We start from the raw sequence: 23,699 nt of genomic DNA, 5'->3' as shown, positions 1-23,699 counted from the left end.
ACCGGAGCACCGGAGCCGGTTCAGGTCGCTGACCGCTACCACCACCAGCAGCCGGAGCCATCTTGGCCTCTGGCTGACTCTTGATGGAATCGTCACGGATGGTCACGATCTACCGAGAGTCGAGCGCGCGTTGTCCGCGGCACATCCGGATGCCGGTGCTGGACCTGGAACCATCCCACAGGCGCCGGATGCGGCGGAGCCTGAGCGATCATTCAGTCGATGTCCATGACAGCCTTTCCGGCCACCTGCTGGCCGAGCAATGCCTGGATCGCGCCTTCCATGCGCTTCCAGGAGTCACGCCAGCCGACCTGGACCGAGACGGCACCGCGCGCGGCCAGGTCCACCAGCGTGGCCAGATCACGGCCAGGGTCGGCCGCGTCGCCGAAGGACCGCAGGGTCTTCGCCGCCCCGTGCGCGAAGATCGAGTTGGGCGGAAATACCGCAGGCTCACCCGACGCCCAGCCGATGCTCTGCAGCACCCCGCCGGGCCTGAGCAGACTCCACGCCCTGACCAGGTGCGCCCCACCGACATGCTCCAGGATCACATCGAACGGGCCGGTGATGCCGTCCAGGCCGACCACCACCTCATCGGCCCCGAGCTCGGTCAGCCCTGCACCGCGTTGCACCGAACCGACCGATGCGACGACGTACGCGCCACCCAGCCGGGCCAGTTGCACCGCAAAGCGGCCGACACCGCCCGAGGCGCCGGTGATCAACACCTCACGGCCCAGCACCGAGCCGACCGCGCGCAGCGTCCGCAGTGCGGTGATGCCGGCCATCGGCAACGCGGCGGCAATGCCGAGATCGAGGCTCTCGGGAACGACGACGACATCGGCGGTGGCGAAGACGGCACGCTCGGCCCAGGCGCCAGGACCGAAGGCGACCACCCGCTCGCCGACAGCCGGGCCGGTGCCGTCCTCGGCCGCTCGGATCACCACGCCGGCGGCGTCGTAGCCGAGCACCGCACCGGCAGGGAAGGCACCCGGGTGGCGGGCCTCGCCACGGTTGAGCGAGACATGCCTCACCTCGATCAGCACCTGGCCGGCCTGCGGCACCGGCTCCGGAATGTCGGCCCGCCGGAACCCCCCGCGGGCCTCCCGGTCGGCGATCACTGCTTGCATCACTACACCTCCACGGATGAAGCGGACCATGAGTCCGCTTGACGTGTGCGAGGCTATCCGGACTGACAGTCCATTTTCTAGGAGCTGACATGGCCGCCGAGCGGGCGGACGCTGCACGCAATCGCCTCGCGATTCTGCGGGCGACCGAGGAACTGCTGGTCCAGCGAGGGTTGGAGCATGTCTCCCTCGACGCTGTCGCCGCCCGGGCCGGCGTGGGCAAGGGCACCGTGTTCCGGCGATTCGGCAACCGGACCGGCCTGTTCCGGGAGCTGCTCGCCGAGCGCGCGGCCCGCATCCGCGACGCGATCGACAACGGCCCGCCACCACTGGGCCCGGGGGCTCCCGCCGGCGACCGGCTGATCGGATTCCTCGATGAACTGGCGACCCTCGCGGCGAAGAACATCACCCTCATCGCCGCACATGAGCAGGCCTGCGCGGCCGACAAACACCAGGACCCCACCTACCAGCGCTGGCACGCACACCTCGTCGGCCTCGTCCACGAGATCCGCCCGGACGCCGACGCCGAGTTCCTCGCCCACACGCTGCTCGGCTCGTTCGATGGTGAGCTCGTCCGGCGGATCACCGACCGCGGCGGCGTCGAGCGTCTACGAACAGCGGTCCGCGACCTGGCCCGTACCATCGCGCCAGCCATGAGCGCCCACGCCACCGATCCACCGGCTGGCAGCCATGCCCACACGCCGGGGCGCTGATCCCTGCCGCCGCCGCACTACTGTCGGCGCAAGCGTGCATCCGGTCTGCCGGCCCTCGACCGGCCGGGGTCTCCGGAGAGTGACTCGATTCTCGGCCTCATCGGCGGCGACGGAGAGGCTCTGGTTGGCGAACCGTGTGGTTCAGTGCGCGGCGATCAGTGCGGCGCCGAGTTGGCGCGTCCGCCGGCATCGCGGTCCGGCCGGTGTCAGACACAGCGACCGTTCATGGACGACGCACTAGTGGATGAGGTTCAGGACAATCGCTGTCCCGAGCATCACCAACCCGGTTTTCAACAGGCGACCGGCCCGGCGCAGGGACCGGTACTTGGCCGTCGCGATCCGCGAGAGCACCAGAAGTTCGTCGAGTTGATAATCCTGTCCGAGCGCGTCGCGGAGGCTGTCCCGGTCGAGTCGGGCCCAGTGCAGGAAGCTGCCACGGCCGGATGCGTCGAGCCGTGGCAGTACGACGTTCAACAGGAACCAGACCGCGCCGAAAGCCGCGACGCAGCCCGTCAGCACCAGCGCCTTGATCAGCCACCATCGATCGATGAGGTTTCCGGCGTTGGCGGCGAACGGGCCCACGGCGATGGCGATGGTGGCCAGCACGATCGACGCCTGCGTGTTCGCGCTGTATATCTCGCCACGAACATTGGCGGTCTCGCTGTCGACGCCTGGATGGGCTGTCATGGTGACCTCTCTTGCGTCCTTCCGCACCGCGCACAGCCGCGTCCGGCCCACCGGCCGGATCGATGATCTCGCCGGCGGTCCGAGATGATCGGATCCGGGAGAACGGGAATCGACGCCATCATCCGGGCGCGGCGCTCCTCGTTTCATGAGCATGACCATTCTGCGGCACGTTCGCGGAACCCCTGTCGCTTTCCGTGGACGGCCGCCGGCGCGGGACGGAGCCGGCGCCATGACGTGGCGGATCGTCTCCGCAGCGCGAGGACCGCTGCCACCGGAAGGGCGTGGCCGCGGGATTGCCGCGGCCGATGATCGCCGCCCGGCCCGCTCCTGACGGCGCCGCGGCGCACACCGCGTGCATCCGGGCGACCGGATGACACGACTGTTGACGAAGACGTCGAGATCGACGCACGCGACAGGCTCGTGGCATGGCGCGCCACCCGCCGTCCGTTCGACGACGAGCGACCCGCGCTCGCCGAAGACGCCGGCCGCTTGCGCCGGGGCCGGATTCACCGGACGCGTCCCGCGCGGCCCCCGGTTCCGGAGACCGAGCGGGCCCGGACCTGCTTCCGAATTCCGTCCGGTCCCGGCGCGCGCCCGGGCGCCACCGTCCGGCGCCGAAGGGCCGGCCGTCCGGGTCGCTGCGCCCGGCGCCGCCTTCGCCGCTGCGCGAGCTGGCCCGCCGGCGGCGCGACCGCTCCACGTGGTCATCCGGTCGCCGGCACGGGCCTGGGCAAGGACGTCTATGACTTTCCGAACGTCAAACCCGGAGAACCTCGTATTATTCTGGTGAGATTCGGATCTTTACCCCGGATGCGGCCTTAGCGGCTTCCCGCAGCTTGGCGAGGTGCATACCGGCTTGCCCGGCTGATCCAGGAGACATCGCGATACAGAGATCACTTTCCAGGGGCGGCTTCCGCGACGGGAGGGATCGAGATGACGGAGCTGTGGTACGGGCGTGGCACGCGCACCGCCGAGGAGGTCCAGCGCGAGATCGACCAATTCTGGGTCGAGTGGGAAACCAGCGAAGAGCTGCGCAAGGAACTGGCCGGCGCCGGTATCGACCCGGGCGCGGTGCCGGCACCGGAGCGGCCGGGCGCCATCCGGGTCAGCGTGCGGGGCGCCGGCATCGACCCGGCGGCCGTCTCGCTGATCGTGGCCTTCGCCCCGGCCGTCTCCGAGGTGCTCGTGTCGCTGTGGAACCAGGTCCTGCTGCCGCGGATCCGCGACCGGTACGGCCGTGACGCCATCCGGGATGAGAAACCGCCTGAACCGTGAGCACCGATCGGTCCCTGCCACCGCATGTGCAGAAGGCCTTCTGGGCGCGAGCCCTGGTGTTCCAGGTGCTGGATCTGCACCATGTGCAGCTGGAGGCGGCCGGATACGGCCTGTTCTGGAACGCGGTCAGGGAACGGCTGCTCACCTCGACCGCGGCACAGATCGAGTTCTGCCCCGCCGGCTCGCTGAGTTCCTACCTGAGTCACCTGGGTACGGAGATCAGGGCGGGCATCCCGTTCCCCGACCGGGATGCCGAACGAACGTGCGCTCCCCTGCTGGACGAGATCGACCGGGTGCTCCGCGACGCGGGCCAGCTCCGGGAGGACCTGCTGATGTCCGCCTTCGCCGCGACGATGCAGGCGGCCGTCGAGTTGTACCACCGCCACGGCGAGGGCGTCCCGGACGACGTCGTGAAACGGGTGTCGGTGACCTTCGGGCACCAGGGCATGCCCGTGCAGTCCGAGCTGCCGATCCAGCTCACCGCGACGACGTACCTCGAAGATCAACCGGAAGGGCCGTCGGCCCGCGTCGACGTGGTGATCAACCCGGGCCTGCTGGACGAGCTGACGGTGTTCTCCCTGCCGTACGTCTTGCTGCACGAGTGCGTCTGCCACGTGTTGCAGGGTCCCTGGCAGTCCGGACGCAGCCAGCCCGATCCCGGTGACCGCTTCGCCGAGGGCTGGATGGACGTCGCGGCCTACCTCGCGCACCAGACGCTGGACTATCCTTGGCTCGGCGACGCGTCGGGACTCGATCTGCTGGCCCCGCGCCGGGCTGCCGCCCGGCTGGAGGCGGCCGAGAAGGTGCACCGGGCCCGCCATCAACGCACTCCGCACGGCCGATCCTGGGCGCAGCGCGCCATGGGCGCCCAGGCCGCGCAGAGCACGGTGGCGCTGTTGGCCAAGTTGCCGGAAACCCGCACCGACCCGGCCGCGGCCTTCACCCGCCTGAGCACCCGGCTCAACAGCTCGACCTTCAGCAACAGACAACGCGAGCTCTTCGTGGCGCGCGTGCACAAGGCGACGATGGGAAGGGTCGACGCCGGTCTGGTGACCCAGATCCGGCAGTACCTGAGCACCGACGATCTGCACCAACTGGTCCACGGCATCTTGGCTATTCACTTGACAAACGAATGACGATGTAGAAGGCTGAGACATCCGAGGGTGACTCGGCAGCATCCCGGCAGGCAAAGGTAGGTGAGCGATGGCCGTGCTCAGCCGCTATCGCGTCTTGAACGCCATCCTGGCGCTCCGGGAGTTCACGGTCACCGACCTCGCCGGGTACAGCGGGGTGAAGGAGAACACCGTCCGGACCGTCCTGGCCCGCGATGCCCGTTTCGTCGAGCGCGGCGGCACCAGAGCTCAGGGCCGCCGCGGTGGCCAGCCGATCCAGTACCGGCTACGCGCCGACGCCGAGGACGAGCTCATCGGCGTCCTGCGTGAGCTGGAAGGCGTCGGCGCGAACCTCCCCCCGCTGGTCACGGATCAGGAGGACCCGGCGATGCTCTCCCTCATCGCCGCGGAGGACATCCTGCTTCGTCAGCTCCCCCAGGCGCCCCCCGCCGACCGCGCCGAACTCGTCGGCCTGGCCACCGCCGACTACGAAGCCGTGGAGTTCCTCGTCGACTCGGATCGCGGAGAGGCGGCCACCCACCGGCGGGTGGTCAACCTGCTGCTGGACCTCGCCGAGGTCGAGCAGGAGGTGATGACCCTCGCGGCTCCGGACGCGGACATCCGCAGCCCCGACTGGCCGGCGCGGATGACCGAGATGCTCAGCCATGAGGCGGAGAAGAAACTGGAAGCGGTCGGACGGCAGTGGCGCCACCTGCTCCTGTCCTGGCCGGCGCTCAGCGACCGCGAGCTGTTGCCCGACCTTGTCCGCCGCATCGGCACCAGCTGGTTCAGCGCCATCATCCTCGGCGCCGGCGACACGACGCAGAAAGCCTGAGCGAGGCGGTCCGCCCGCGTCCGCGACCAGCCGCATCTCCGACCCGACGCCACCGGCCCCGCACGACCTCGGGCCCGCCCGCGGCCTCGACGACGTGCGTCAGCAGCGCGGACCTGCCCACCCCGGGCCGGATGCCGGGCGCCCGGCGGCACCGCGTCGCTCCTCACCCCCGATGCGGGGAAACTCGGATGCGTCCGGCGCGTCGTACCGGTGATAATGGCCCGTCCGGAGAACGGGGAGAGACGTGACGGCAGACGACGACATCGCGGGGTGAACACCCCGATGCGGCCGCCGCTGATGCAGCGCGCGGCCCCCGTCGTCATGCCCGGCGCTTCCCGACTTCGAGGATTCCCCCGTGTCCATTGTCTGCACCAGTCTGTCCTTCTCCTGGCCCGATGACACCCCCGTCTTCGAGGGCCTGTCGATGGCCGTTCCGGCCGGCCGCACCGGTCTCGTGGCCGCCAACGGCTTCGGCAAGACGACCCTGCTGCGCTTGATCGCCGGCGAGCTGCGCCCCACCGGCGGTTCGGTCACCGTCGACGGCGCGCTCGGCTACCTGCCCCAGCACCTGCCGTTCACCACCGACCAGACCGTCGCGCAGGTGCTCGGTGTCGACCGGGTCGTCGCGGCCCTGCACGCCATCGAGTCCGGGGACGCGGCCGAGGAACACTTCACGACCGTCGGCAACGACTGGGACGTCGAGGAACGTACGCGCGCCGAACTCGATCGGCTCGGCCTCGGCGCCATCGCGCTCGACCGCCCGCTCGGCACGCTCAGCGGCGGTCAGGTCGTCACCCTCGGACTCGCCGCCCAGTTGCTCAACCGGCCCGACGCGCTGCTGCTCGACGAGCCCACCAACAACCTCGACGCGGTCAGCCGGGAACGCCTGACCGAGCTGCTGCGCACGTGGAACGGCTGCCTGCTGGTGGTCAGCCACGACCGCGCGCTGCTCGACGAGATGGATCGCATCGCGGCCCTCGACCACGGCGAGATCCGCTGGTACGGCGGCGGCTTCACCGCGTACGAGCAGGCCGTCGCCGCCGAGCGGGAGGTGCTGCAGCGGCAGGTCCGCAACGCCGAACAGGACCTCAAGCGGCAGAAGCGGGAGGCGCAGCAGGCCCGGGAGCGGGCCGCCCGCCGGGCGTCGACGGCCGCGCGCAACCTGGCCGACGCGGGTCTGGCACGCATCGTGGCCGGCAATCTCCAACGCGATGCCCAGGTGTCGGCCGCCCGCGCCGACGAGACCCACGCCAACCGGGTCGCCGGCGCCCAGGCCCGGCTCGACCAGGCCGGGCGCGCGGCCCGCGAGGACGACCGCATCGTGATCGATCTGCCCGCGACCGCGGTGCCGTCCGGGCGCACCCTGTTCCACGGCGAGCGCCTCCAGGCGGTCCACGACGGCCGGCCGCTGTTCGCCGGCGACGGTCTGCAGCTGACCGTCCGCGGGCCGGAACGCATCGCGCTGGTGGGCGCCAACGGCGCGGGCAAGTCCACGCTGCTGCGCATGATCGCCGGAGCCGGGCCGCACGTCGCGTACCTGTCGCAGCGCCTCGACCTGCTCGACGACGACCGGTCGGTGGCCGAGAACCTCGCCGCGGCCGCGCCCGCCCGGCCCGACGCCGAGCGGATGAACCTGCTGGCCCGGTTCCTGTTCCGGGGCGGCCGGACCGCGTTGCCGGTCCGCGTGCTCAGCGGCGGGGAGCGGCTGCGCGCGACCCTGGCGTGTGTGCTGTTCGCCGAACCCGCGCCGCAGCTGCTGCTGCTCGACGAACCGACCAACAACCTCGACCTCGACAGCGTGGCGCAGCTGGAGGCCGCGCTCACCGCGTACCGCGGCGCGTTCGTGGTGGTGAGCCACGACGAACGGTTCCTCGACGCGATCGGGATCACCCGGCGGCTACGGCTGGCGGACGGGATGTTGCGGTGACCGGCGCGCCACGGCGGCCGCCGCGGGCGGGATTGCGGCCGACGTCGCCCGGACCCCGACGACAGCACCCGGGGACCCGCACCGTGCACCCGGGACGGGCCCGCGTGACCGCCGGGCCCGGCCGGACGGCGGCGCCGGCGACCGGCTACCGGCATCCCGGAGGCCCTGACCCGGGCGGTCGGCGCGCTGGCGCGGGTGTGCGCCGGCCCGGCCGGTGCGATGGTCAGCCGCGGGCCAGGTGCAGGCCGATGTTCGCGCCGAGGCCCTGGCCGTACGCGAGCTGGATGAGCAGTTCGACGGCCGGTTCCAGGTAGCGGGCGTTGGTCAGCGGGCCGGCGTCGACGGCGTCGAAACCGAGCTGATCGCCGAGGTCGATCACGGCCTTCTTGGCGTCCCGGTCGTCACCGGCGACCGGCAGCAGCTGCGCCGTACCGGCGAGGACCGGTGTGCCGAGCGTGGCGGCGAAGACCGTGTTGAAGGCCTTGACGACGCGGGACCGGGGCAGCCGGGCGGCGATCTGCTCGCCCGCCGAGCTGGTGTGGCCGACGGTGAGGGACATGAAGTCGGGGGCGAGCGGGTTCGTCGCGTCGATCACGATCTTGCCGGCGAGCGCGTCGCGGACCTCTCCGGTGAGCAGGTCGTCGATCGCGGAGTACGGCACGGCGATCACGGCCAGGTCGGCCGCGGCGGCGGCCTCGTCGGGGGCGCCGGTGTCCGCGCCCGAGGCCGCGGCGGCGGCGGCCAGCCGGGGTGAGCCGGGATCGCTGGCGGCGAGCGTGACGTGGTGGCCCAGCTCGGTCAGACGGGCGGCGAGAGCGGATCCGACGTTGCCGGCGCCGAGCACTGCGATCTTCATCGTTGTCTCCAGGGTGAGCATCCGAGGTCGTTCGAATTCGAACTACGCTGGACGCTACACGTCGTTCCAATTCGAATCAACTGCTATCGTGATCACATGACGGAGCGGTGGCTCGACGAGATCGAGATGCGGGCCTGGGTGGCCTTCCTGGACACCAGCAACCTGCTGCAACGGCGCCTCGACCAGCAGCTGCGCGAGGACGGCGGCCTTACTCAGCCGCAGTACGAGCTGCTCACCCGCCTCGCCGAGGCACCCGGGCAGCGCATGCGCATGGCGGAACTGGCGCTCGCCCTGGTCGCCTCGCGCAGCGGACTCACCTATCAGGTCACCCAGTTGGAGAAGGCCGGCCTGGTCCGCCGCGAAGCCTGCGCCGGAGACGACCGCGGCGTCCTGGCCGCGCTCACCGAGCAGGGCGTCCAGGCGCTGCGCCGGGCCGCGCCCGGCCACCTGCGGGTGGTCCGCGAGAACCTGATCGACCTGCTCGACCGGGATCAACTGGTCACCCTCGCGGACACCCTCGGCCGCGCCCGCACCCACCTGCGCACGGCCGGCGGCGACGAGCCGCGCCGCACCGGCTCGTCCTGAGGCGCAACCGACGGCCGGCCGCGATGCTGCGGGATCCGGGAGCTGTCCCGGGGTTCCGGCCCGATCAGGCTGCTTCGGCCGCCGCCGGGACGTCGGGCCGGGTCGTGTACCGGTCGCGGGTCCGCACCGCCCAGCGGACCGCGGGTCCGGAGAGCAGGGCGACCACCGCGAACAGGGCGGCCAGCGCCAGCCAGCCGCCGAACAGGAACCGCTCCACCAGCGCGGTCACCATGAGCGGCCCGAGGATGTTCGGCACGGCGTTGCCGAGGCCGAACACCGCGCCCCACTGCCCCTGCGCGCTCTGGTCGGCCAGTTCGAAGCGCAGCTCCCACTCCGCCGCCGAACCCCACATCTCGCCCAGCGTCAGCACGATCACCGCGGCCAGCAGGATCCCCGCGCTCACCCACGCGTCGCCGCCCCAGGCCGACACGCCGATGAGCACGCAGCACACCGCCGTGGACAGCAGCGACCAGGTCTGCAGACGCCCCGCCCCGGCCACCGTGCCGGCGCCCCGGCTGGCGCGTACCTGCAACAGCGTCACCATGCCGGTGGAGATGCCGAGCAGGACGGCGACCAGCGAGGCCGGGGCCCGCGTGTGCCCGACGATCCACAGCGGAATGCCGACCAGCAGGATCTTGTCGCACAGCACGTAGACGTTGCTGACCTGGCCGAGCACCACGTACGGCACGTCACGCAGGGCGGAGCGCTTCGGCGCGCCGGCGGCCTGCCTGGGCACGGGCGGCACGTGCGGCAGCCGGAACCGGGCCGCGGCGATCACCAGGCGCACCACGCCGTAACCGCCCAGCGCGGCCAGGTAGACCGCCCGGCTGTCGACGGCCAGGATCACCCCGCCCAGCCCGGCGCCCAGAGCGAAGCCGCCGTTGAACACGCTGCGCATGTGCGCGGAGATCCTGACCCGGTCCTCCCTGCCCAGAACCCCGGCCAGCAGCGCGCTGAACACGACTCCGGTCTCGGCGATCGCGATGATGCTGACCAGCACCGTGAACGCGGCCAACGAGGTGACCAGGCACAGCCCGATCAGGGCCAGTCCGACCAGCGTCTCCATGACGATGGTGACCTCACGCGGGCCGTACCGGTCGGCCAGGTGGCCCAGCGGCACCTGCACCAGCAGGCTGACCGTCGCGGCGATGGTCAGCGCGAGCCCGATCCGTCCGGTGGGGAAACCCACGTGCTGGTGGAAGTACAGGACGCTGGCCGAGGAGTAGAGGCTGAAGCCGATGCTGATCAGCAGGGTCGCCACCACCATGTGCCGGCCGGGGCCCGGTTCCGGCAGGACGCGGCGCAGGATGGCCCGGTTCACGATGGCAGCCCCCTCAGGTCGGCGAGCGCGGCGATGCGGCGCGCCACGAGTTCCGGTGCGGGCGAGCCCGGCTGGAGCAGGTCCGCGCCGGGCAGGTCCAGGACGGTGGGCCGCCACCGGTCCGCCGGCCACGCCCCCGGGCCGACCGCCTCCCGGCCGCAGATCACCAGCGGGTCCACCGCCGGCGCGGGCGGCGGTGCGGACGAGGCGATCAGGAAACCCAGCCAGGCGCGGTAGCGTGGCAGCAACGCCGCCGCGGCGATCTCGGCCTCGTCCGGCTCGTCGCCGTCCCCGGCGAACATCGCCAGCAGGTCGCGGCGCAGCTGCCGGGTCATCGCCTCGACGGTCGGTTCGCCCGCCTCGGCCGCCGGGCCGGGACGGGTGACGCCGAGCGAGGCCCGGATGGCGGCGAACTCGGCTCGGATGCTGGCCCCGGTCGGCCAGCTTGGGTCCACCAGCACGCACGGCACCTCGCGGTCGCGGTCGCTCAGCAGCCGGGCCACCCGCAGCGCCAGCGTGCCGGCGTTGCAGTAACCCGCGACCACGTCCGGCCGCTGCGCCGGGGCCGTGAGCCGGTTCGCGTACGCCGAGGCCAGCTCCTCCAGGTCGGCGGGCCGGCCCGACGCGGTCAGGTCGCTGACCGGGTCGGCCCGGCACACGGTCAGGTCCAGGTGCGGCAGGAGCGCCGCGGTCAGCGTCGGCCGCGCGTCCGGCCGGCGGAAGTCGACCACCAGCAGGCGCCCGCCGGAGCCCGACGCGACCTGCTCCACGGTGACCTCAAGCACGGCTCACCACCCGCGCCAGCTCGCTGACCGTCGGATGGACGTAGATCTCCCTCGGCGTGCACCGGCCCAGCCCGGCCTCCCGCACCGCCACGCACAGCCGCGCGGCCAGCAGCGAGTTGCCGCCCACCTCGAAGAAGTCGTCGAACACCGACAGCTCCGTGTCGAGGACCCGCTCCCAGACCTGGAGCATCCGCTCCTCGACGTCGCCCGCGCCGGTCACGCCGCGGGCGGCGGGCGCGCTCGGCGCGGTTCTCAGGCGCGCCACGTCCAGTTTGCCGTTCACGGTCAGCGGCAGCGCGTCCACCAGCGTGATCGATGCGGGCAGCATGTAGTCGGGCAGGAGCGCGGCGAGGTGGCCGCGCAGGTGCGGCACGGTGACCGGGGCGGACCCGACCGCGTACGCCTCGATGGCCGCTTCGGCCCCGTCCCCGCGTACGACGATCGCGGCCTCGGCCACCGCGGGCGAGGTGAGCAGCGCCGACCTGATCTCGGCCGGTTCGATCCGGAAGCCGCGTACCTTCACCTGGTCGTCGATCCGGCCCAGGTGCTCGATCGTGCCGTCCGGGGCGATCCGGCCGAGGTCGCCGCTGCGGTAGACGCGGCGCCCGGTCAGCGGGTCGGGGACGAAGCGGGCCGCGGTCAGTTCCGGCTGGTTCCAGTAGCCCTGTGCGACGCCCGCCCCGCCCACCCAGATCTCGCCGGTGCCGCCGTCGGGCACGGGGTCGCCGTTCGCGTCGCGGATGGACACCGTCCAGCCGGGCAGCGGCAGGCCGACCGAGCGTGAGCCGCGCCGCACGTCGGCGGCGGTGATCTCCTTGAGCGTGGTGTGCACGGTCGTCTCGGTGATGCCGTACAGGTTCAGCAGCCGGCAGCGGGTCAACGGGTGACGCTCCAGCCAACCGCCGAGCATCCCGGTCGGCAGCGTCTCCCCCGCGAACAGCACCAGCCGGACCGCCAGATCGGCCGGTCGCCGCCGGTCCTCGTCGATGAGCGGGGCGAACGCCGACGGCGTCTGGCTCAGTACGGTCACCCGGCGCTCGGCGAGCAGGTCCAGGAAGTCCGGCGGCGTGCGGGCGGTCCAGTACGGCACGACGACCAGCCGCCCGCCGGTGAGCAGGCAGCCCCACATCTCGTACACCGAGACGTCGAACGCCGCCGAGTGGAACATCGACCAGACGTCGCCGGCGTGCAGCCCCATCGCGCCCCGGGTGGCCGCGACCAGCGCGAGGACGTTGCCGTGCGGGATGACGACGCCCTTGGGGCGCCCGGTCGAACCCGAGGTGAAGATGACGTACGCGACGTCCTCGCGGCCCGCGTCCGGCGGCCGGAAGCCGGGCGGCGGTGGCGCGGCGACCAGCTCGTCCGGCGTGACCACCGGCGTCCCGGCCGGGAAGAGCCCGGTGGTGGCCACCACCGCCCGCGCGCCGACCGCCGCCACGGTGTACCCCCGCCGGTCGGCGGGATACGCCGGATCGACGGGAACGTAGGCCGCACCCGCCTTGAGCACGCCCAGCAGCACCGCGATCAGCGTCTCGTCACGGTCCAGGCAGACGGCCACCCGGTCGCCGCGGGTCACACCGGCCGCGGCCAGTCCCGCGGCGACGCGCTCGGACCGCTCGTCGAGTTGCCGGTAGGTGAGGTCGCAGCCACCCGCCGACACGGCGACCCGGTCCGGCTGCCGCCGCGCCACCCGCGCGAACGCCTGGTGGATGCTGATCCGGTCGGCTGGGGTCAGTGCCACGCCGTCGCCGAGGCCGCGGATCGGCGGTCGATCCGCCTGCGGTCCCCGGGTGTTCTCCTGCGCGTTCACGTCGCTCCGTTCTGCGCGTGCGGCACGACTGCCGCCGACGGCGCTGTCCCGGCGATCACGGCGAGCACCGCGTCCGTCTGGTCCAGCAGGTACATGTGCCCGCCGGCCAGCTCCACCTGGGTGACGGCGGCGCCGGCCACCTCCGCCCAGCGCGCCGCCTCGGCCGCGGACACCAGTTCGTCGTGCCGCCCCCGCAGCACGGTGATCGGCACGTCGAGCCGCGCCCCGGGCTCGGCCCGGTACGCCTCGTGCATCGCCACGTCGCCCCGCAGCGTGGGTAGCAGCAGCTCGCGCAGCTCCGGGTCGTCCAGCGCGGCGTCGTGGTGCCCGGCGAACTCGCGCACCCGGGCGACGAACGCGTCGTCGTCGAGGCCGGTCGCCCGCTCGGCCCGGCCCCGGTGCGGCGCCGCCGAGCCGCTGGCGTAGAGGTGGCTCACGGCGCCGGGCCGGGTCCGGTCGATCAGCAGCGCGAGCTCGAAGCCGAGCACCGCGCCCAGGCTGTGTCCGAACAGGACCACCCGGGTGCACTCGTCGAGCGCCTGCGCCACCTGCGGCAGCAGACACCGCGCCGCGGCCCGCACGTCGGTGACCGGCGTCTCCAGGATCCGGCTCTCCCGGCCCGGCAGTTGCAGTCCGCGCACGGTGTACCCGGTGGGCGCCCGGCGGCTCCAGCTCCGGAAGTACCCGGCGCCGCCGCCGGCGAACGGCAGGCAGAGAATGCCGACGCCGGGCACCCGTTCGACCCGTTCGGTGGCCCGGTGCAGCGCGGCCGCACAGGCCGGCCGCCCGGCCGGGGACTCCCCGGGGCCGCCCGGCGGCTCGGTCAGCAGCTCGACCGGCCCGCGGGTACGGTCGCGCCACACGCCGACGGTGTCCGGGGCACGGTCCGGGCCGGTCAGGATCGTCAGCGGGGCGGCCAGACGCACCTCGGGCAGTGCCTCGGCGGCCGCCCCGGCGAGCGTCAGATCGGCGCGCAGCACCGGCAGCAGCGACTCCCGCGCGGCCGGATCGCCGGGGAGCAGCTCCTGCGCCGGCACCGGCGCCACCCCGGCCCAGCCGTCCCCCGACGATGCCGTTCCCCGCCCGGGCAGCGCACCGTCCGGGGGTTCGTTCAGCACGACCGCCCGGCAGTCGTCGCCGAGCTCGGCCGCGAGCAGCGGGGCGAGCAGCGCGCCGAGGCGGTGGCCGTAGACGACGGTCGGGAGACGACCTCGTTCGCGCAGCTGGCCCAGGCTCGCCAGCACGTCCGTCAGACGCGCGCCGGGCGGCTCGCCGTGGCGGCGCTCGCGGCCGGGCAGTTGCAGGCCCAACACCTCGACGTCGTCCGGCAGCCCGGTCACCAGGGGCCGCAGCGGCATCGGACCGATCCCGGCGGGAGGCAGCACGAGCAGGCGTACCCGGATCGGCTCGCGGGCGGCCCGGCGCACCACCGTCCACCATTTCGCCGGCGCCGCGCTCATCGCGGCGCCCCCGTCGCGCCGCCGCGTCCGGCCTGCACCGCGTGCAGGATGCCGCCGAACGTCGGCGTCTCCAGGAGAGTCTCGAACTCCAGGTCGGCAGCCAGACGCTTGCGTACCCGGGCGATCAGCCGGACCGCGAGCAGCGAGTCGCCACCGGCTTCGAAGAAGTTCGTCCCGGGTCCCGGCGGCTCGCCGCCGAGCAGGGACTGCCAGATCTCGCCGAGCGCGGCGTCCAGGCCGGCCGCCACCGGGTCCGGCGGGGCGCCGGTCCGCGAGACCTCGGCCGGCCCGGCCGCCACCGGGTCCGGCGGGGCGCCGGTCCGCGAGACCTCGGCCGGCCCGGCCGCCACCGGGTCCAGCGGGGCGCCCGCCGGCGCCCCGGGCCGGGCTCGGTCCAGCCGGTACCGGCGCCGCTGGAACCGGTATCCCGGCAGCGGCACCGGCCGCCCCCGCCCCGGGAACGTCACCGCCGCGCCCGCCGCCCACGCGCCGAGCACCGCGCCGAGGAACGGCCGTACCCCGGCGTCCGGCTCGTCCCGGGCGCCCATCGTGGTGAGCCGGACCGCGCCGGCGCCGGCGCCCTGCCCGGCGAGCGTGACCAGGGTGCGTCCCGGGCCGGTCTCGATCAGCACGGGATGGCGCAGCGCCAGCAGCCGCTCGACGCCGTCGGCGAACCGGACCGGCCGCCGCAACTGCTCGACCAGGTAGGCCGGCGTGATGGTGGTGCCGGCGGGCAGCACGTGCCCGGTCACATCGGACACGACCGGCCGGGTGGTCGGCGTGAACGCCACCGAGGCCGCCTCGGCGCGGAAGGCGTCGAGCATCCCGTCCATCGCCGCGGAGTGGAAGGCGTGCGAGACGCGCAGCCGACGGGTCCGCAGGTGGCCGGCGTCCGCCCGTTCCCGGGTCACCTCGATCAGGTCCGGCGGTCCGGAGACGACCACCGACCGGGCCGCGTTGACCGCGGCGACCTCGACGCCGTCCGGCAGCAGCGCCCGGACCCGGTCCTCGCCGGCGAGCACCGCGAGCATCGCCCCGCCCGGCATGTCCTGCATCAACCGGCCCCGGGCCGCGACCAGGCGCAGCGCGTCGGCCGGCGACACACCGCCGGCCACGCACAGGGCGGCGTACTCACCGACGCTGTGGCCGAGCATCAGCGCCGGTTCGACCGACATGCTCAGCAGCAGCTGGGCCACCGCGTAGCCGGTCACGAACAGCGCGGGCTGGGTGAGCCAGGTCCGGTCGAGCTCGCCGGTCGGCGTGCCATCCGCGCGGAGCAGCAGGTCGCGCAGGTCACGCCCGCGCAGCAGGGGGGCGAGGTGGGCGCAGCACTCGTCGATGACCTCGCGGAAGCGTGGGTAGGCGGCGTAGAGCGGGGCCGCCATGCCGTCGTACTGGCTGCCCTGGCCGGGAAAGAGCAGGCACACGCTGCTGCGCGCCGCCGTGCGGGCCGGGACCGCAACGAGGTCGCCGTCGCCGGCCCACAGCAGGCCGCCGCGCAGCCGGTGCCGGGCCCGGCCGTACGCGAGGGTGTGGGCCACGTCGGGCGGGTCCAGCTCCGGGTGCGCGGCCAGATGCCCGGTCAGGTCGCTGGTCATCGCCGCCAGGGCGTCGGCGTCGCGCGCGGACAGCGGCAGCAGCTGCGGGAACCGTGGCTGCGACGACGGCTCGCGCAGCGGCGCCTCCTCGACCACCAGGTGCGCGTTGGTCCCGCCGATGCCGAACGAGCTGACCCCCGCCCGCCGCGGCCGGTCGGTACGCGGCCACGCCCGGCCCGCCGTCACCACCTCGAACGGCCCGTCCGCGAACGGGATGTCCGGGTGGGGTTCGGCGCAGTCGATGCTCGGCGGCAGATGTTCGTGCCCCAGCGCCAGCACCACCTTGATCAGGCCGGCTATCCCCGCCGCGGCGTCCAGGTGGCCGATGCTGGGCTTCACCGAGCCCAGCAGGCACGGCGTCGTGCGGCGCCGCTGCGTGCGGAACGCCTGCGCCAGCGCGGCCACCTCGATGGCGTCGCCGACCTCGGTGCCGGTGCCGTGTGCCTCCACGTAGTCGATGTCGTGCGGGCCGACGCCCGCCGCGTGGTGCGCCCGCCGGATCACGGCGGCCTGGCCGTCGATGCTCGGCGCGGTGTAGCCGACCTTCGCCGCGCCGTCGTTGTTGACCGCCGACCCGCGGATGATCGCGCGGATCGCGTCGCCGTCGCGGATCGCCTCGGCGGCCCGTTTGAGCACCACCAGGCCGGCCCCGTTGCCGCCGACGGTGCCCTGGGCGGCGCGGTCGAAGGCCCGGCAGTGGCCGTCCGGCGAGTTGATGCCGTGCTCGTCGTAGACGTACCCGGCCTCCTGCGGGACGGTGATGCGGACACCCCCCGCGATGGCCACGTCGCTGTCGCCGGTGAGCAGACTCTGGCAGGCCAGGTGCACGGCCACCAGGGAGGTCGAGCACGCCGTCTGCACGGTCACCGCCGGGCCGCGCAGGCCGAGCCGGTACGCGATCCGGGTCGCCACGTGATCCTTCTCGTTGCCCACGACCAGCGGCAACGGCCCGAAGGAGTCGGCCAGTTCACCATCGCCGAGCACGTACCGGGTGAAGTACGTGTTGACGCCGGTCCCGGCGAACACGCCCACCGCGGCCGCGGTGCGCGCCGGGTCGATTCCGGCGTCCTCCAGCGCCTGCCAGGCGCACTCCAGGGCGATCCGGTGCTGCGGGTCGGTGATCTCGGCTTCCCGGGGCGACATGCCGAACAGGTCGGCGTCGAACAGGTCGGCGCCGGCCAGCACCCCGCCGGCGGCCACGTAGCCCTCGGCGGCGCGCTCGGCGGCGCTCACCCCGGCAGCGGCGAGCTGCTCGTCGTCGAACCGGCTCACGCAGTGCCGCCCCGCGCGCAGGTTGGCCCAGTAGGCGGCGATGTCGGCGGCGGCGGGAAAGCGCCCGGCCAGGCCGATGACGGCGATGCCGTCGGCCCATCGGTGTCCGGTCACGGCTCAGCCCGCCGCCGGCAGCAGGGCGTGTATGTGCCGCGCCAGCGCCCGCACGGACGGGTGGCGGTACATGTCCAGGGTGGAGAGCGCGCAGCCGGGCCAGGTGTCGCGCAGCCGGTTGCGTACCGCCATCAGCTGCACCGAGCTGCCGCCCACCTCGAAGAACCCGTCCTCGGGCCCGAAGTCGTCGTCGTCGAGCACGTCGATCCAGACGGCGGTGACGACATCCTCGACGTCCGCCGGCTCCAGCCGGCGGACGGGCCCGGCCGCCGGCACACCGGCCCCGCCGACACCGCGGACACCGGCGGCACCGGCGACACCGGCGGCACCGGCCGCACCGGCAGACACCGCGGGCGGGGCCGGACCGTCGGCGAGCGCGACCGGACCGTCGGCGGGCGCGACCGGACCGTCGGCGGGCGCGACCGCCGCGTGCCGCTGCAGCGCGGCGACGTCGACCTTGCCGTTGGCGGTGAGCGGCAGCTGCGCGACGAGCGCCCAGTCCGACGGCACCGCGTAGGCGGGTTGCGTCCGGCCGACGTGCTCGCGCAGCGTGGCAGGGTCCGTGCCCGGGGCGGCGACCACCCCGGCCAGCAGCCGGGCCGACGCGCCGTCGCCGACCACCGCCACGTACGCGTCCCGGACCGCCGGGTGCTCGCGCAGCGCCCGCTCCACCCCGTGCAGCTCGATCCGGTGCCCGAACACCTTGACCTGGCGGTCACGGCGGCCGAGGAACCGCAGCATCCCGTCGGCGTCCCAGCGCACGATGTCGCCGGTCGCGTAGAACACCTCGTCCGGGTCGTCGGGCAGGGGCGCGAACGCGGCGGCGGTCGCGGCGTCGTCGCCCGCGTAGCCGAGGGCGAGGCCGAGACCCGAGGTGCGCAGCTCGCCCACCGCGCCGGGCGGGACCCGGCGTCCGGACCGGTCCACCACCGCCACCCGGGTTCCCGCGATCGGCCGGCCGATCGGCAACGGATCGTCGGCCTCGGCCGGGTCGTCGAGGTGTCCCACGGTGGTGAAGGTGGTGTTCTCGGTCGGGCCGTACCCGTTGCTCACCCGCAGGCCGGGGTACCGTTCGAGCACCTGGCGCACCTGCGCGGGCGGCACCACGTCGCCACCGGTGAGCACCTGCCGCAGTCCCGCGAAGGCGTCCGGCCGGTGCTCGGCGAGCAGGCGGAACAGTCCGGCGGTCAGCCACAGCACGGTGACCGCGCGCTCGGCGAGGAAGCCGGCCAGCGCCGACGGGCTCGGCGGGGTGTCCGGGAAGACCTCGATCGCGGCGCCGCTGACCAGCGGGGCGAAGATCTCCAGGGTCGAGGCGTCGAACGCGAGCGGCGCCAGGCGCGCGTACCGCTCCCCCGGTCCCTGCCGGACGTGGCCGGCCCGGTGCACCAGGCGGACCACGCCGCGCACCGGCACCCGGACGCCCTTCGGCAGGCCGGTCGACCCCGAGGTGAACGCCACATAGGCGACCCGCTCCGGATCGGCGGGCGGGCGGGGCGGCGGGTGCGCGCCGCGCTCGCCCGGTCCGACCGGGACGCAGCCCGCCGGCAGCGGCGCGCGCAGCCCCGCGCCGGGCCGGCCGACGACCGCCCGGGGCTCGGCCGCGGCGAGGATCGCGGCCTGCTGCGCCGCGGGCGCTTCGGCGTCCAGGCCGACGTACGCCGCGCCCAGGCGCAGCGCGGCCAGCACCGCGACGATCTCGTCGGGCGAGCGCGGCACGGCCACGACGACCGTGTCGCCGACCCCGACGCCCACCTCGGCCAGCCGTGCCGCCAGGCCGGTCGCCGCGTCCAGCAGCTCGCGGTAGCTGTGGGTGGCTCCGGCCCCGGAGACCGCGGGCGCCGCCGGTGTCGCCGCGGCCTGGGCGGCGAACAGCTCCCACAGGTCCGGCAGCTGCGACACGGGTGGTCCCTGCTCCCACGCGCGCAGCAGCGCCCGGTCCGCCTCGGCGATGGTGCGCACCGTCTCCAGCGGCGCCCCCGGGTCGGCGGTCAGCTCGGTCAACGCGGCGACGAACGACTCGGCCAGGCTCGCCGCCTCGTCCGGCGCGAGCACCGCGGCCGCGTACTCCACGGCCAGCACCGGCGTGGGCGACCAGCGCCGCACGTACAGCATCGCGTCGAACGGGGTCCCCCCGCAGTGACCCTCGTGGATCCGCAACTCCACCCCGCCCGCGGCCAGGCGGGCCGGGACCAGCTCGTCGTGCGGCGCGAACGCCGTCTGCACCAGCGGGTTGCGGGCGAGGTCCCCGCCCCGGCGCAGGTGCCGCACGAGCCGCTCGAACGGCACGTCGGCGTAGGCGAGCGCCCGCGACAGCGCCGCGGCGGCATCGGTCAGGTAGTCGCCGACGGACATCCGCCCGCGCGGTCGCAACCGGACCGGCACCACACGGGTGCACAGGGCCACGACGTCCCGCATCCCGGCCGTGGGCCGGCCCGCCGCGGGCACGCCGACCAGCAGGTCGTCGAGGTCGCAGCGGCGGGCGACGACCAGTCCCCAGGCGGCGAGCAGCAGCGCGTTGCGGGTCACCCCGAGGGCGGCGGCGAGCGTGTCGCAACCGGCCCGGACCCCGTCCGGCAGGGTGAACACCTGCCGGGCCGCCGCCGGGGCGAACGTGGCCGGACGACTGATCCGGGACGGCAGCTGCACCGTCGACGGCGCGTCCGCGAGCTGGCGGGCACGCTCGGCGGCGGCGCTCGCCTGCCGCTGGGTACCGGCGGTCGCCGCGACCAGCGCGGTGGTCGACGGCGTGACCGGTCCGCCCGCGTAGGCGGTGGCGAGGTCGCGCCAGAAAATGCCGATGCTCCAGCCGTCCGCGAGCGCGTGGTGCACCAGCAGGGTCAGCACGTACGGTCCGTCCGGGACGCGGGTGAGCACCAGATGCACCGGCGGGGCGCCGTACGGGTGCAGCAGGCGGGCGCTCGCCGCCGCGAGCCCGGTGTGGACCGACCCGACGGGGTCCTCGCCCGGCGCCGGACGCAACGTCTGCTCCCGCAGCGCCGGCCTCCACCGCGGGTGGACGGCTCGCCCCCGGGTCCCGTCCGGGCGCAGCGTGAACGAGGTACGCAGCGACTCGTGCGCGGACACCACCTCGTCGAGCGCCGCGCGCAGCCGGGAGCGGTCCAGCGGCCCGCTGAGCACCGCGCTGAAGAGCAGGTGGTAGGCGGTGCTGCCGAGCACGTCCGCCGCCTCCAGCATGGCGTGCTGCCCGGGAAGCAGATCCAGCGGGCCGTCCGCGCCCGGGGGCGCCGGCTCGGGCGGGGGCGCGACGGGCGCCGCCTGCGCCACGACCCGCGCCAGTGGTTCGGCGCTGAGCAGCCGGGCCAGATCGAGGGCGCGGCCCAGCTCCCGTTCGGCGAGCGCGGTCAGCTCGGCGCCGCGCATCGACGTCCCGCCGAGCGCGACGAACGACCGGCTCGGCGCGTCGGCGAGGAGCCGCCGCTCCGGCAGTTGCAGCACCCGCGCGATCACGCGCGTCCATGCGGTCTCCACCCGGTGCCCCCTCACCCGGTCAGCTGCGGGCGAGCAGCTCGTCGTAGACCTCGCGCACGCTCGCCGGCAGGTCGTCCCGGCCGCGGCCCGGCTCGCCGCCGACCCGGCGGGCGTCGAACAGGTGCCACGCCGGCGGCGCGCCGATCGCGGCCTCCAGGCGCTTGCGGGTACGGGCGGACCCGAACGTGTCGACGTCGACGAACAGCCACTCGCCGCGCGAGACCTGGCTCAGCGCGCTGGCGTACGCCAGCCGCCAGATCTCCAGCGCGATCTCCCGGTCGATCGGCACCGCGCTGACCTCGGAGCCGAAGCGGACCAGCGAGCGCGCCGCGGACTGCGGGTCACGGAAGACGCACACCCGCAGCGCGTCGTCGAGGTACGGCTCCCAGGCGGTCAGCGTGTAGCAGAAGCGCGGGTCCTTCAGGCAGAACGGGCGCTGCCCGGTCAGCTCGGCCATGGTGCCCCGCATCGCCTCCGGCACCGGCCCGAACGCGACCCGGTCGGCGGGCACCGCGCTGAGGTAGCGGTGGCGGGGCGCGGGAACCCACGGCGTCACCGACGGCAGCCGGCCGAGCAGCTCGTCGTTGATCGCGTTGACCGGCTCGCTCTCGAAGTAGCCGCCCCGGTTCCACTCATCGGGCGGCAGCAGCGCCGGGCCCAGCCGGTGCCCGGCAAGCCCGGCGATGACGGCGGTGCTGATGCTCGTACCGTTGCGGGCGCAGCCCAGCACGACGCAGCTGCGCGGCGTCATCCGGGCACCCCCGGCCGGCGACGGCCGTGGCGGACCTGCTTCACCTGTGCTCCCCTCGGCTCAGTGCGCCCGCGAGGCGGACGATGCCGCGCCGGATCGCTTGCGCCAGCTCGGCGCTCTCCTCCGGCGGCAGGTAGCCGCGGGGGTGTCTGAGTGTGAAACGCATGCCGCCCGCGGCGGCCCGCATCCAGATCCAGATGCCCAGGCCGACCGCGCCGTCCGGCTCGGGCAGGTCGGTGACCGTGCACCCGGCCAGTTCCAGATCGCACGCCACGGTGCTGTCGAGGTCCAGGTAGAGGATCGGGTGGCGGCGGGGATGGCCCCAGTCCTGCGGGGTGAGCTCGCGGATCAGCCGCTGTGCCGGGTACGCCGCGTGGGTGAGCGCGTCGACCAGCAGTTCGCGCACCTGCTTGAGCGCGTCCAGCGGCTCGGCCTCGCGCAGGCCGGGCACGTCCAGGGCCAGGTTGGTGGTCAGGAACGACACCACGCTCTCCGTGCCCGGCAGCTGCCGGTTGCCGATCGGCACCAGCACCGGGACCCGGTCCGCGCCGGTACGCTCGGCCACCGCCCCGATGAGCGCCGCCAGCGAGACCAGCAGCCATAGCGACCCGTCCTGCCGGGCGTGGGCGGCCAGCCCCGCGACCACGTCCGGCTCGATCTCGACCCGGTGCGTGACGCCGTGCTCCCACTCGTCGCCCCGCGGCTGCCGCGACCCCGGATAGTCCAGTGCCGGCCACAGCGGCCGGTCACCGGCGTACCGGGCCCACCAGTCGTACGCGCGACGGCCCGCCGCCGAGGCGCAGTAGCGGTCCTCCAGGTATCCGACCGCGTGGTTCGGCAGGGGCTCGGGCAGTCCGGGCGGGGACGCGCCGGTGACGGCGGCGCGGTAGACCTGGGAGATCTCCTCCAGCAGGATGCGCACCGCCGCCCGGTCGGCGACCAGGTGCTCCACTCCGAACCAGAATTCGTGCTCGCGCGGGCCGACGCGGCGCAGCAGGAACCGGGCCAGCACACCCGCGCCCAGGTCGAACGGCCGCGTCGCCAGCTCGCCGAGCGGCGGGCCGCCGGCCGCCACGGTCTGCAGCCGGACAACGGCGCCGGGCACCACCCACTGGGTGAAGTCGTCCGGTGAGAACGCGGTGCGCAGCCCGTCGTGCCGGCCCGCGACGGTGGCGACCGCGGCCGACAGCGCCGCCTGATCGAGATCGCCTTCGATGCGGTAGCCCGCGGCGATGACGGAGGTGGTGGTGTTCCAGCCGCCGGTGCCCGCGGCCAGCGCCCGCCGGGCCCGCATCAGACGCGCGGCCTGGTTGGCGTTGACCGGGTGCCGCCCGGCGGCGGTGATCACCGGTTCGGGGTCCGCGGGGGCGTCCGCGACGGCACGGCGGCGTTCGGCGAGAGCGGCCAGGGTGGCCAGCTGGGGGTGCGTGATGATGTCGGTGAGCGTGAGCTCGATCCCGAGTTCGCGGCGGATCCGCGCCAGCAGCCGGACCGCGGTGAGGGAGTCGCCGCCCGCCTCGAAGAAGGAGCTGTCCCGCTCCGGACAGCTGCCGAGAAGCGCTGCCCAGATCTGCGCGATCGTGGCGAGCACGGCCGGCATCCGATGTTCGTCGACGGTCACGCTGGATCAAGTCCCCCGCTCGTATCCATGACGTCACGCTCGACCACGGCCGCGGGCGGACCGCGCCGCGGGCGATCGGTCGCGGCCATCGACGCTAACCAATGGGGTGACGACATCGCAACAGGCCGCACCATGTTGGCAGGTCACGTCGCTCCGCACGGGACGGTGACGCGGGCACCGACCGGCGGGCTGCCGACCGGCGCCTCCGCCGGCCCGCGCCGGGATGGCTTCTCGGTGTTCGGATCGGGAATTCCGGCGACGCGGCATGTCCCGTTCGAGGCGCTGAAGCCGGGCCGGGCGCGCACGTGAGCCGGGGATGCCGGCCAACCGGCGGTTCCCGGGTGCGACTCCCGGCCGGGCGGCCGGA

18 protein-coding genes are annotated in these 23,699 nt (G+C 74.2%); 7 read left to right on the top strand and 11 right to left on the bottom strand.

Annotated features, from left to right (window positions below; translation table 11 throughout):
• Nucleotides 1-212: 212 nt before the first annotated feature.
• A complete protein-coding gene (locus ACTEI_RS14720; protein ID WP_187645986.1) occupies nucleotides 213-1,121 on the bottom strand; it encodes a zinc-binding dehydrogenase in 909 nt (302 codons plus the stop codon).
• An 89-nt stretch (nucleotides 1,122-1,210) separates the two neighbouring features.
• On the opposite strand from ACTEI_RS14720, the gene ACTEI_RS14715 reads away from it, so the two are divergent.
• Nucleotides 1,211-1,831, top strand: coding sequence for a TetR/AcrR family transcriptional regulator (locus tag ACTEI_RS14715; RefSeq protein ID WP_122978180.1), 621 nt, complete (start codon nucleotides 1,211-1,213; stop codon nucleotides 1,829-1,831).
• 237 nt (nucleotides 1,832-2,068) lie between these two features.
• On the opposite strand, the gene ACTEI_RS36980 is transcribed toward ACTEI_RS14715, so the two are convergent.
• Nucleotides 2,069-2,677: a Pycsar system effector family protein gene (locus ACTEI_RS36980; RefSeq protein ID WP_145831076.1), complete on the bottom strand. Its 609-nt coding sequence runs from the start codon at nucleotides 2,675-2,677 to the stop codon at nucleotides 2,069-2,071.
• A gap of 774 nt (nucleotides 2,678-3,451) precedes the next feature.
• Here ACTEI_RS36980 and ACTEI_RS14705 point away from each other — a divergent pair.
• The 4 genes from ACTEI_RS14705 to ACTEI_RS14690 all read left to right on the top strand — a co-directional run bounded on the left by ACTEI_RS14705 (nucleotide 3,452) and on the right by ACTEI_RS14690 (nucleotide 7,667).
• Nucleotides 3,452-3,793: a hypothetical protein gene (locus ACTEI_RS14705; RefSeq protein ID WP_122978178.1), complete on the top strand. Its 342-nt coding sequence runs from the start codon at nucleotides 3,452-3,454 to the stop codon at nucleotides 3,791-3,793.
• Nucleotides 3,790-4,929: a hypothetical protein gene (locus tag ACTEI_RS14700; RefSeq protein WP_145831077.1), complete on the top strand. Its 1,140-nt coding sequence runs from the start codon at nucleotides 3,790-3,792 to the stop codon at nucleotides 4,927-4,929. The genes ACTEI_RS14705 and ACTEI_RS14700 overlap by 4 nt, the downstream gene beginning before the upstream one ends.
• A gap of 67 nt (nucleotides 4,930-4,996) precedes the next feature.
• Complete coding sequence (locus ACTEI_RS14695; RefSeq protein ID WP_122978176.1) at nucleotides 4,997-5,740, top strand: hypothetical protein; 744 nt, start codon at nucleotides 4,997-4,999, stop codon at nucleotides 5,738-5,740.
• 355 nt (nucleotides 5,741-6,095) lie between these two features.
• Nucleotides 6,096-7,667, top strand: coding sequence for an ABC-F family ATP-binding cassette domain-containing protein (locus ACTEI_RS14690; RefSeq protein WP_122978175.1), 1,572 nt, complete (start codon nucleotides 6,096-6,098; stop codon nucleotides 7,665-7,667).
• 223 nt (nucleotides 7,668-7,890) lie between these two features.
• Here ACTEI_RS14690 and ACTEI_RS14685 read toward each other — a convergent pair whose 3' ends face one another.
• Complete coding sequence (locus ACTEI_RS14685) at nucleotides 7,891-8,523, bottom strand: NADPH-dependent F420 reductase (protein WP_122982149.1); 633 nt, start codon at nucleotides 8,521-8,523, stop codon at nucleotides 7,891-7,893.
• A 96-nt stretch (nucleotides 8,524-8,619) separates the two neighbouring features.
• Between ACTEI_RS14685 and ACTEI_RS14680 the strand changes: the two genes are divergently transcribed.
• A complete protein-coding gene (locus ACTEI_RS14680) occupies nucleotides 8,620-9,108 on the top strand; it encodes a MarR family winged helix-turn-helix transcriptional regulator (protein WP_122978174.1) in 489 nt (162 codons plus the stop codon).
• Nucleotides 9,109-9,172: 64 nt separating this feature from the next.
• Here ACTEI_RS14680 and ACTEI_RS14675 read toward each other — a convergent pair whose 3' ends face one another.
• From ACTEI_RS14675 to ACTEI_RS14640, 8 genes are read right to left on the bottom strand one after another with little or no spacing between them, the layout of a single operon-like run.
• Nucleotides 9,173-10,429, bottom strand: coding sequence for an MFS transporter (locus ACTEI_RS14675; protein ID WP_122978173.1), 1,257 nt, complete (start codon nucleotides 10,427-10,429; stop codon nucleotides 9,173-9,175).
• On the bottom strand, nucleotides 10,426-11,214 hold the full coding sequence (locus ACTEI_RS14670; RefSeq protein ID WP_122978172.1) for a hypothetical protein: 789 nt from the start codon (nucleotides 11,212-11,214) through the stop codon (nucleotides 10,426-10,428). The genes ACTEI_RS14675 and ACTEI_RS14670 overlap by 4 nt, the downstream gene beginning before the upstream one ends.
• Nucleotides 11,207-13,024 (bottom strand): non-ribosomal peptide synthetase, encoded by a 1,818-nt coding sequence (locus ACTEI_RS14665; RefSeq protein ID WP_164465959.1) that lies wholly within the window; start codon nucleotides 13,022-13,024, stop codon nucleotides 11,207-11,209. Before ACTEI_RS14665 ends, ACTEI_RS14670 begins: the two co-directional genes overlap by 8 nt.
• Nucleotides 13,021-14,484 (bottom strand): thioesterase II family protein, encoded by a 1,464-nt coding sequence (locus tag ACTEI_RS37770; RefSeq protein ID WP_203723772.1) that lies wholly within the window; start codon nucleotides 14,482-14,484, stop codon nucleotides 13,021-13,023. Before ACTEI_RS37770 ends, ACTEI_RS14665 begins: the two co-directional genes overlap by 4 nt.
• Complete coding sequence (locus tag ACTEI_RS14655; protein ID WP_122978170.1) at nucleotides 14,481-17,468, bottom strand: type I polyketide synthase; 2,988 nt, start codon at nucleotides 17,466-17,468, stop codon at nucleotides 14,481-14,483. The genes ACTEI_RS37770 and ACTEI_RS14655 overlap by 4 nt, the downstream gene beginning before the upstream one ends.
• Nucleotides 17,469-17,471: 3 nt before the next feature.
• Nucleotides 17,472-20,960, bottom strand: a complete 3,489-nt coding sequence (locus tag ACTEI_RS14650; protein ID WP_122978169.1) for a non-ribosomal peptide synthetase — start codon at nucleotides 20,958-20,960, stop codon at nucleotides 17,472-17,474.
• A gap of 19 nt (nucleotides 20,961-20,979) precedes the next feature.
• The gene (locus ACTEI_RS14645; RefSeq protein ID WP_122978168.1) at nucleotides 20,980-21,711 is read right to left on the bottom strand and encodes a hypothetical protein; all 732 of its coding nucleotides are present in this window, start codon (nucleotides 21,709-21,711) and stop codon (nucleotides 20,980-20,982) included.
• A gap of 40 nt (nucleotides 21,712-21,751) precedes the next feature.
• On the bottom strand, nucleotides 21,752-23,332 hold the full coding sequence (locus ACTEI_RS14640; RefSeq protein ID WP_122978167.1) for a condensation domain-containing protein: 1,581 nt from the start codon (nucleotides 23,330-23,332) through the stop codon (nucleotides 21,752-21,754).
• A 27-nt stretch (nucleotides 23,333-23,359) separates the two neighbouring features.
• Here ACTEI_RS14640 and ACTEI_RS36975 point away from each other — a divergent pair, with 27 nt between their 5' ends.
• Nucleotides 23,360-23,641: a hypothetical protein gene (locus tag ACTEI_RS36975; protein ID WP_145831078.1), complete on the top strand. Its 282-nt coding sequence runs from the start codon at nucleotides 23,360-23,362 to the stop codon at nucleotides 23,639-23,641.
• Nucleotides 23,642-23,699 lie beyond the last annotated feature (58 nt).

Origin of the sequence: Actinoplanes teichomyceticus ATCC 31121 (genome assembly GCF_003711105.1) — a bacterium.
Classification (GTDB): Bacteria; Actinomycetota; Actinomycetes; order Mycobacteriales; family Micromonosporaceae; genus Actinoplanes; species Actinoplanes teichomyceticus.
This window is presented reverse-complemented; position numbering and strand designations above follow the sequence as displayed.

Coding starts and splice junctions, on each gene's coding strand:
- ACTEI_RS14720 (WP_187645986.1), bottom strand. CDS start 1,121: ATGCAAGCAGTGATCGCCGACCGGGAGGCCCGCGGGGGGTTCCGGCGG.
- ACTEI_RS14715 (WP_122978180.1), top strand. CDS start 1,211: ATGGCCGCCGAGCGGGCGGACGCTGCACGCAATCGCCTCGCGATTCTG.
- ACTEI_RS36980 (WP_145831076.1), bottom strand. CDS start 2,677: ATGGTCATGCTCATGAAACGAGGAGCGCCGCGCCCGGATGATGGCGTC.
- ACTEI_RS14705 (WP_122978178.1), top strand. CDS start 3,452: ATGACGGAGCTGTGGTACGGGCGTGGCACGCGCACCGCCGAGGAGGTC.
- ACTEI_RS14695 (WP_122978176.1), top strand. CDS start 4,997: ATGGCCGTGCTCAGCCGCTATCGCGTCTTGAACGCCATCCTGGCGCTC.
- ACTEI_RS14685 (WP_122982149.1), bottom strand. CDS start 8,523: ATGAAGATCGCAGTGCTCGGCGCCGGCAACGTCGGATCCGCTCTCGCC.
- ACTEI_RS14680 (WP_122978174.1), top strand. CDS start 8,620: ATGACGGAGCGGTGGCTCGACGAGATCGAGATGCGGGCCTGGGTGGCC.
- ACTEI_RS37770 (WP_203723772.1), bottom strand. CDS start 14,484: ATGAGCGCGGCGCCGGCGAAATGGTGGACGGTGGTGCGCCGGGCCGCC.
- ACTEI_RS14645 (WP_122978168.1), bottom strand. CDS start 21,711: ATGACGCCGCGCAGCTGCGTCGTGCTGGGCTGCGCCCGCAACGGTACG.
- ACTEI_RS36975 (WP_145831078.1), top strand. CDS start 23,360: ATGACGTCACGCTCGACCACGGCCGCGGGCGGACCGCGCCGCGGGCGA.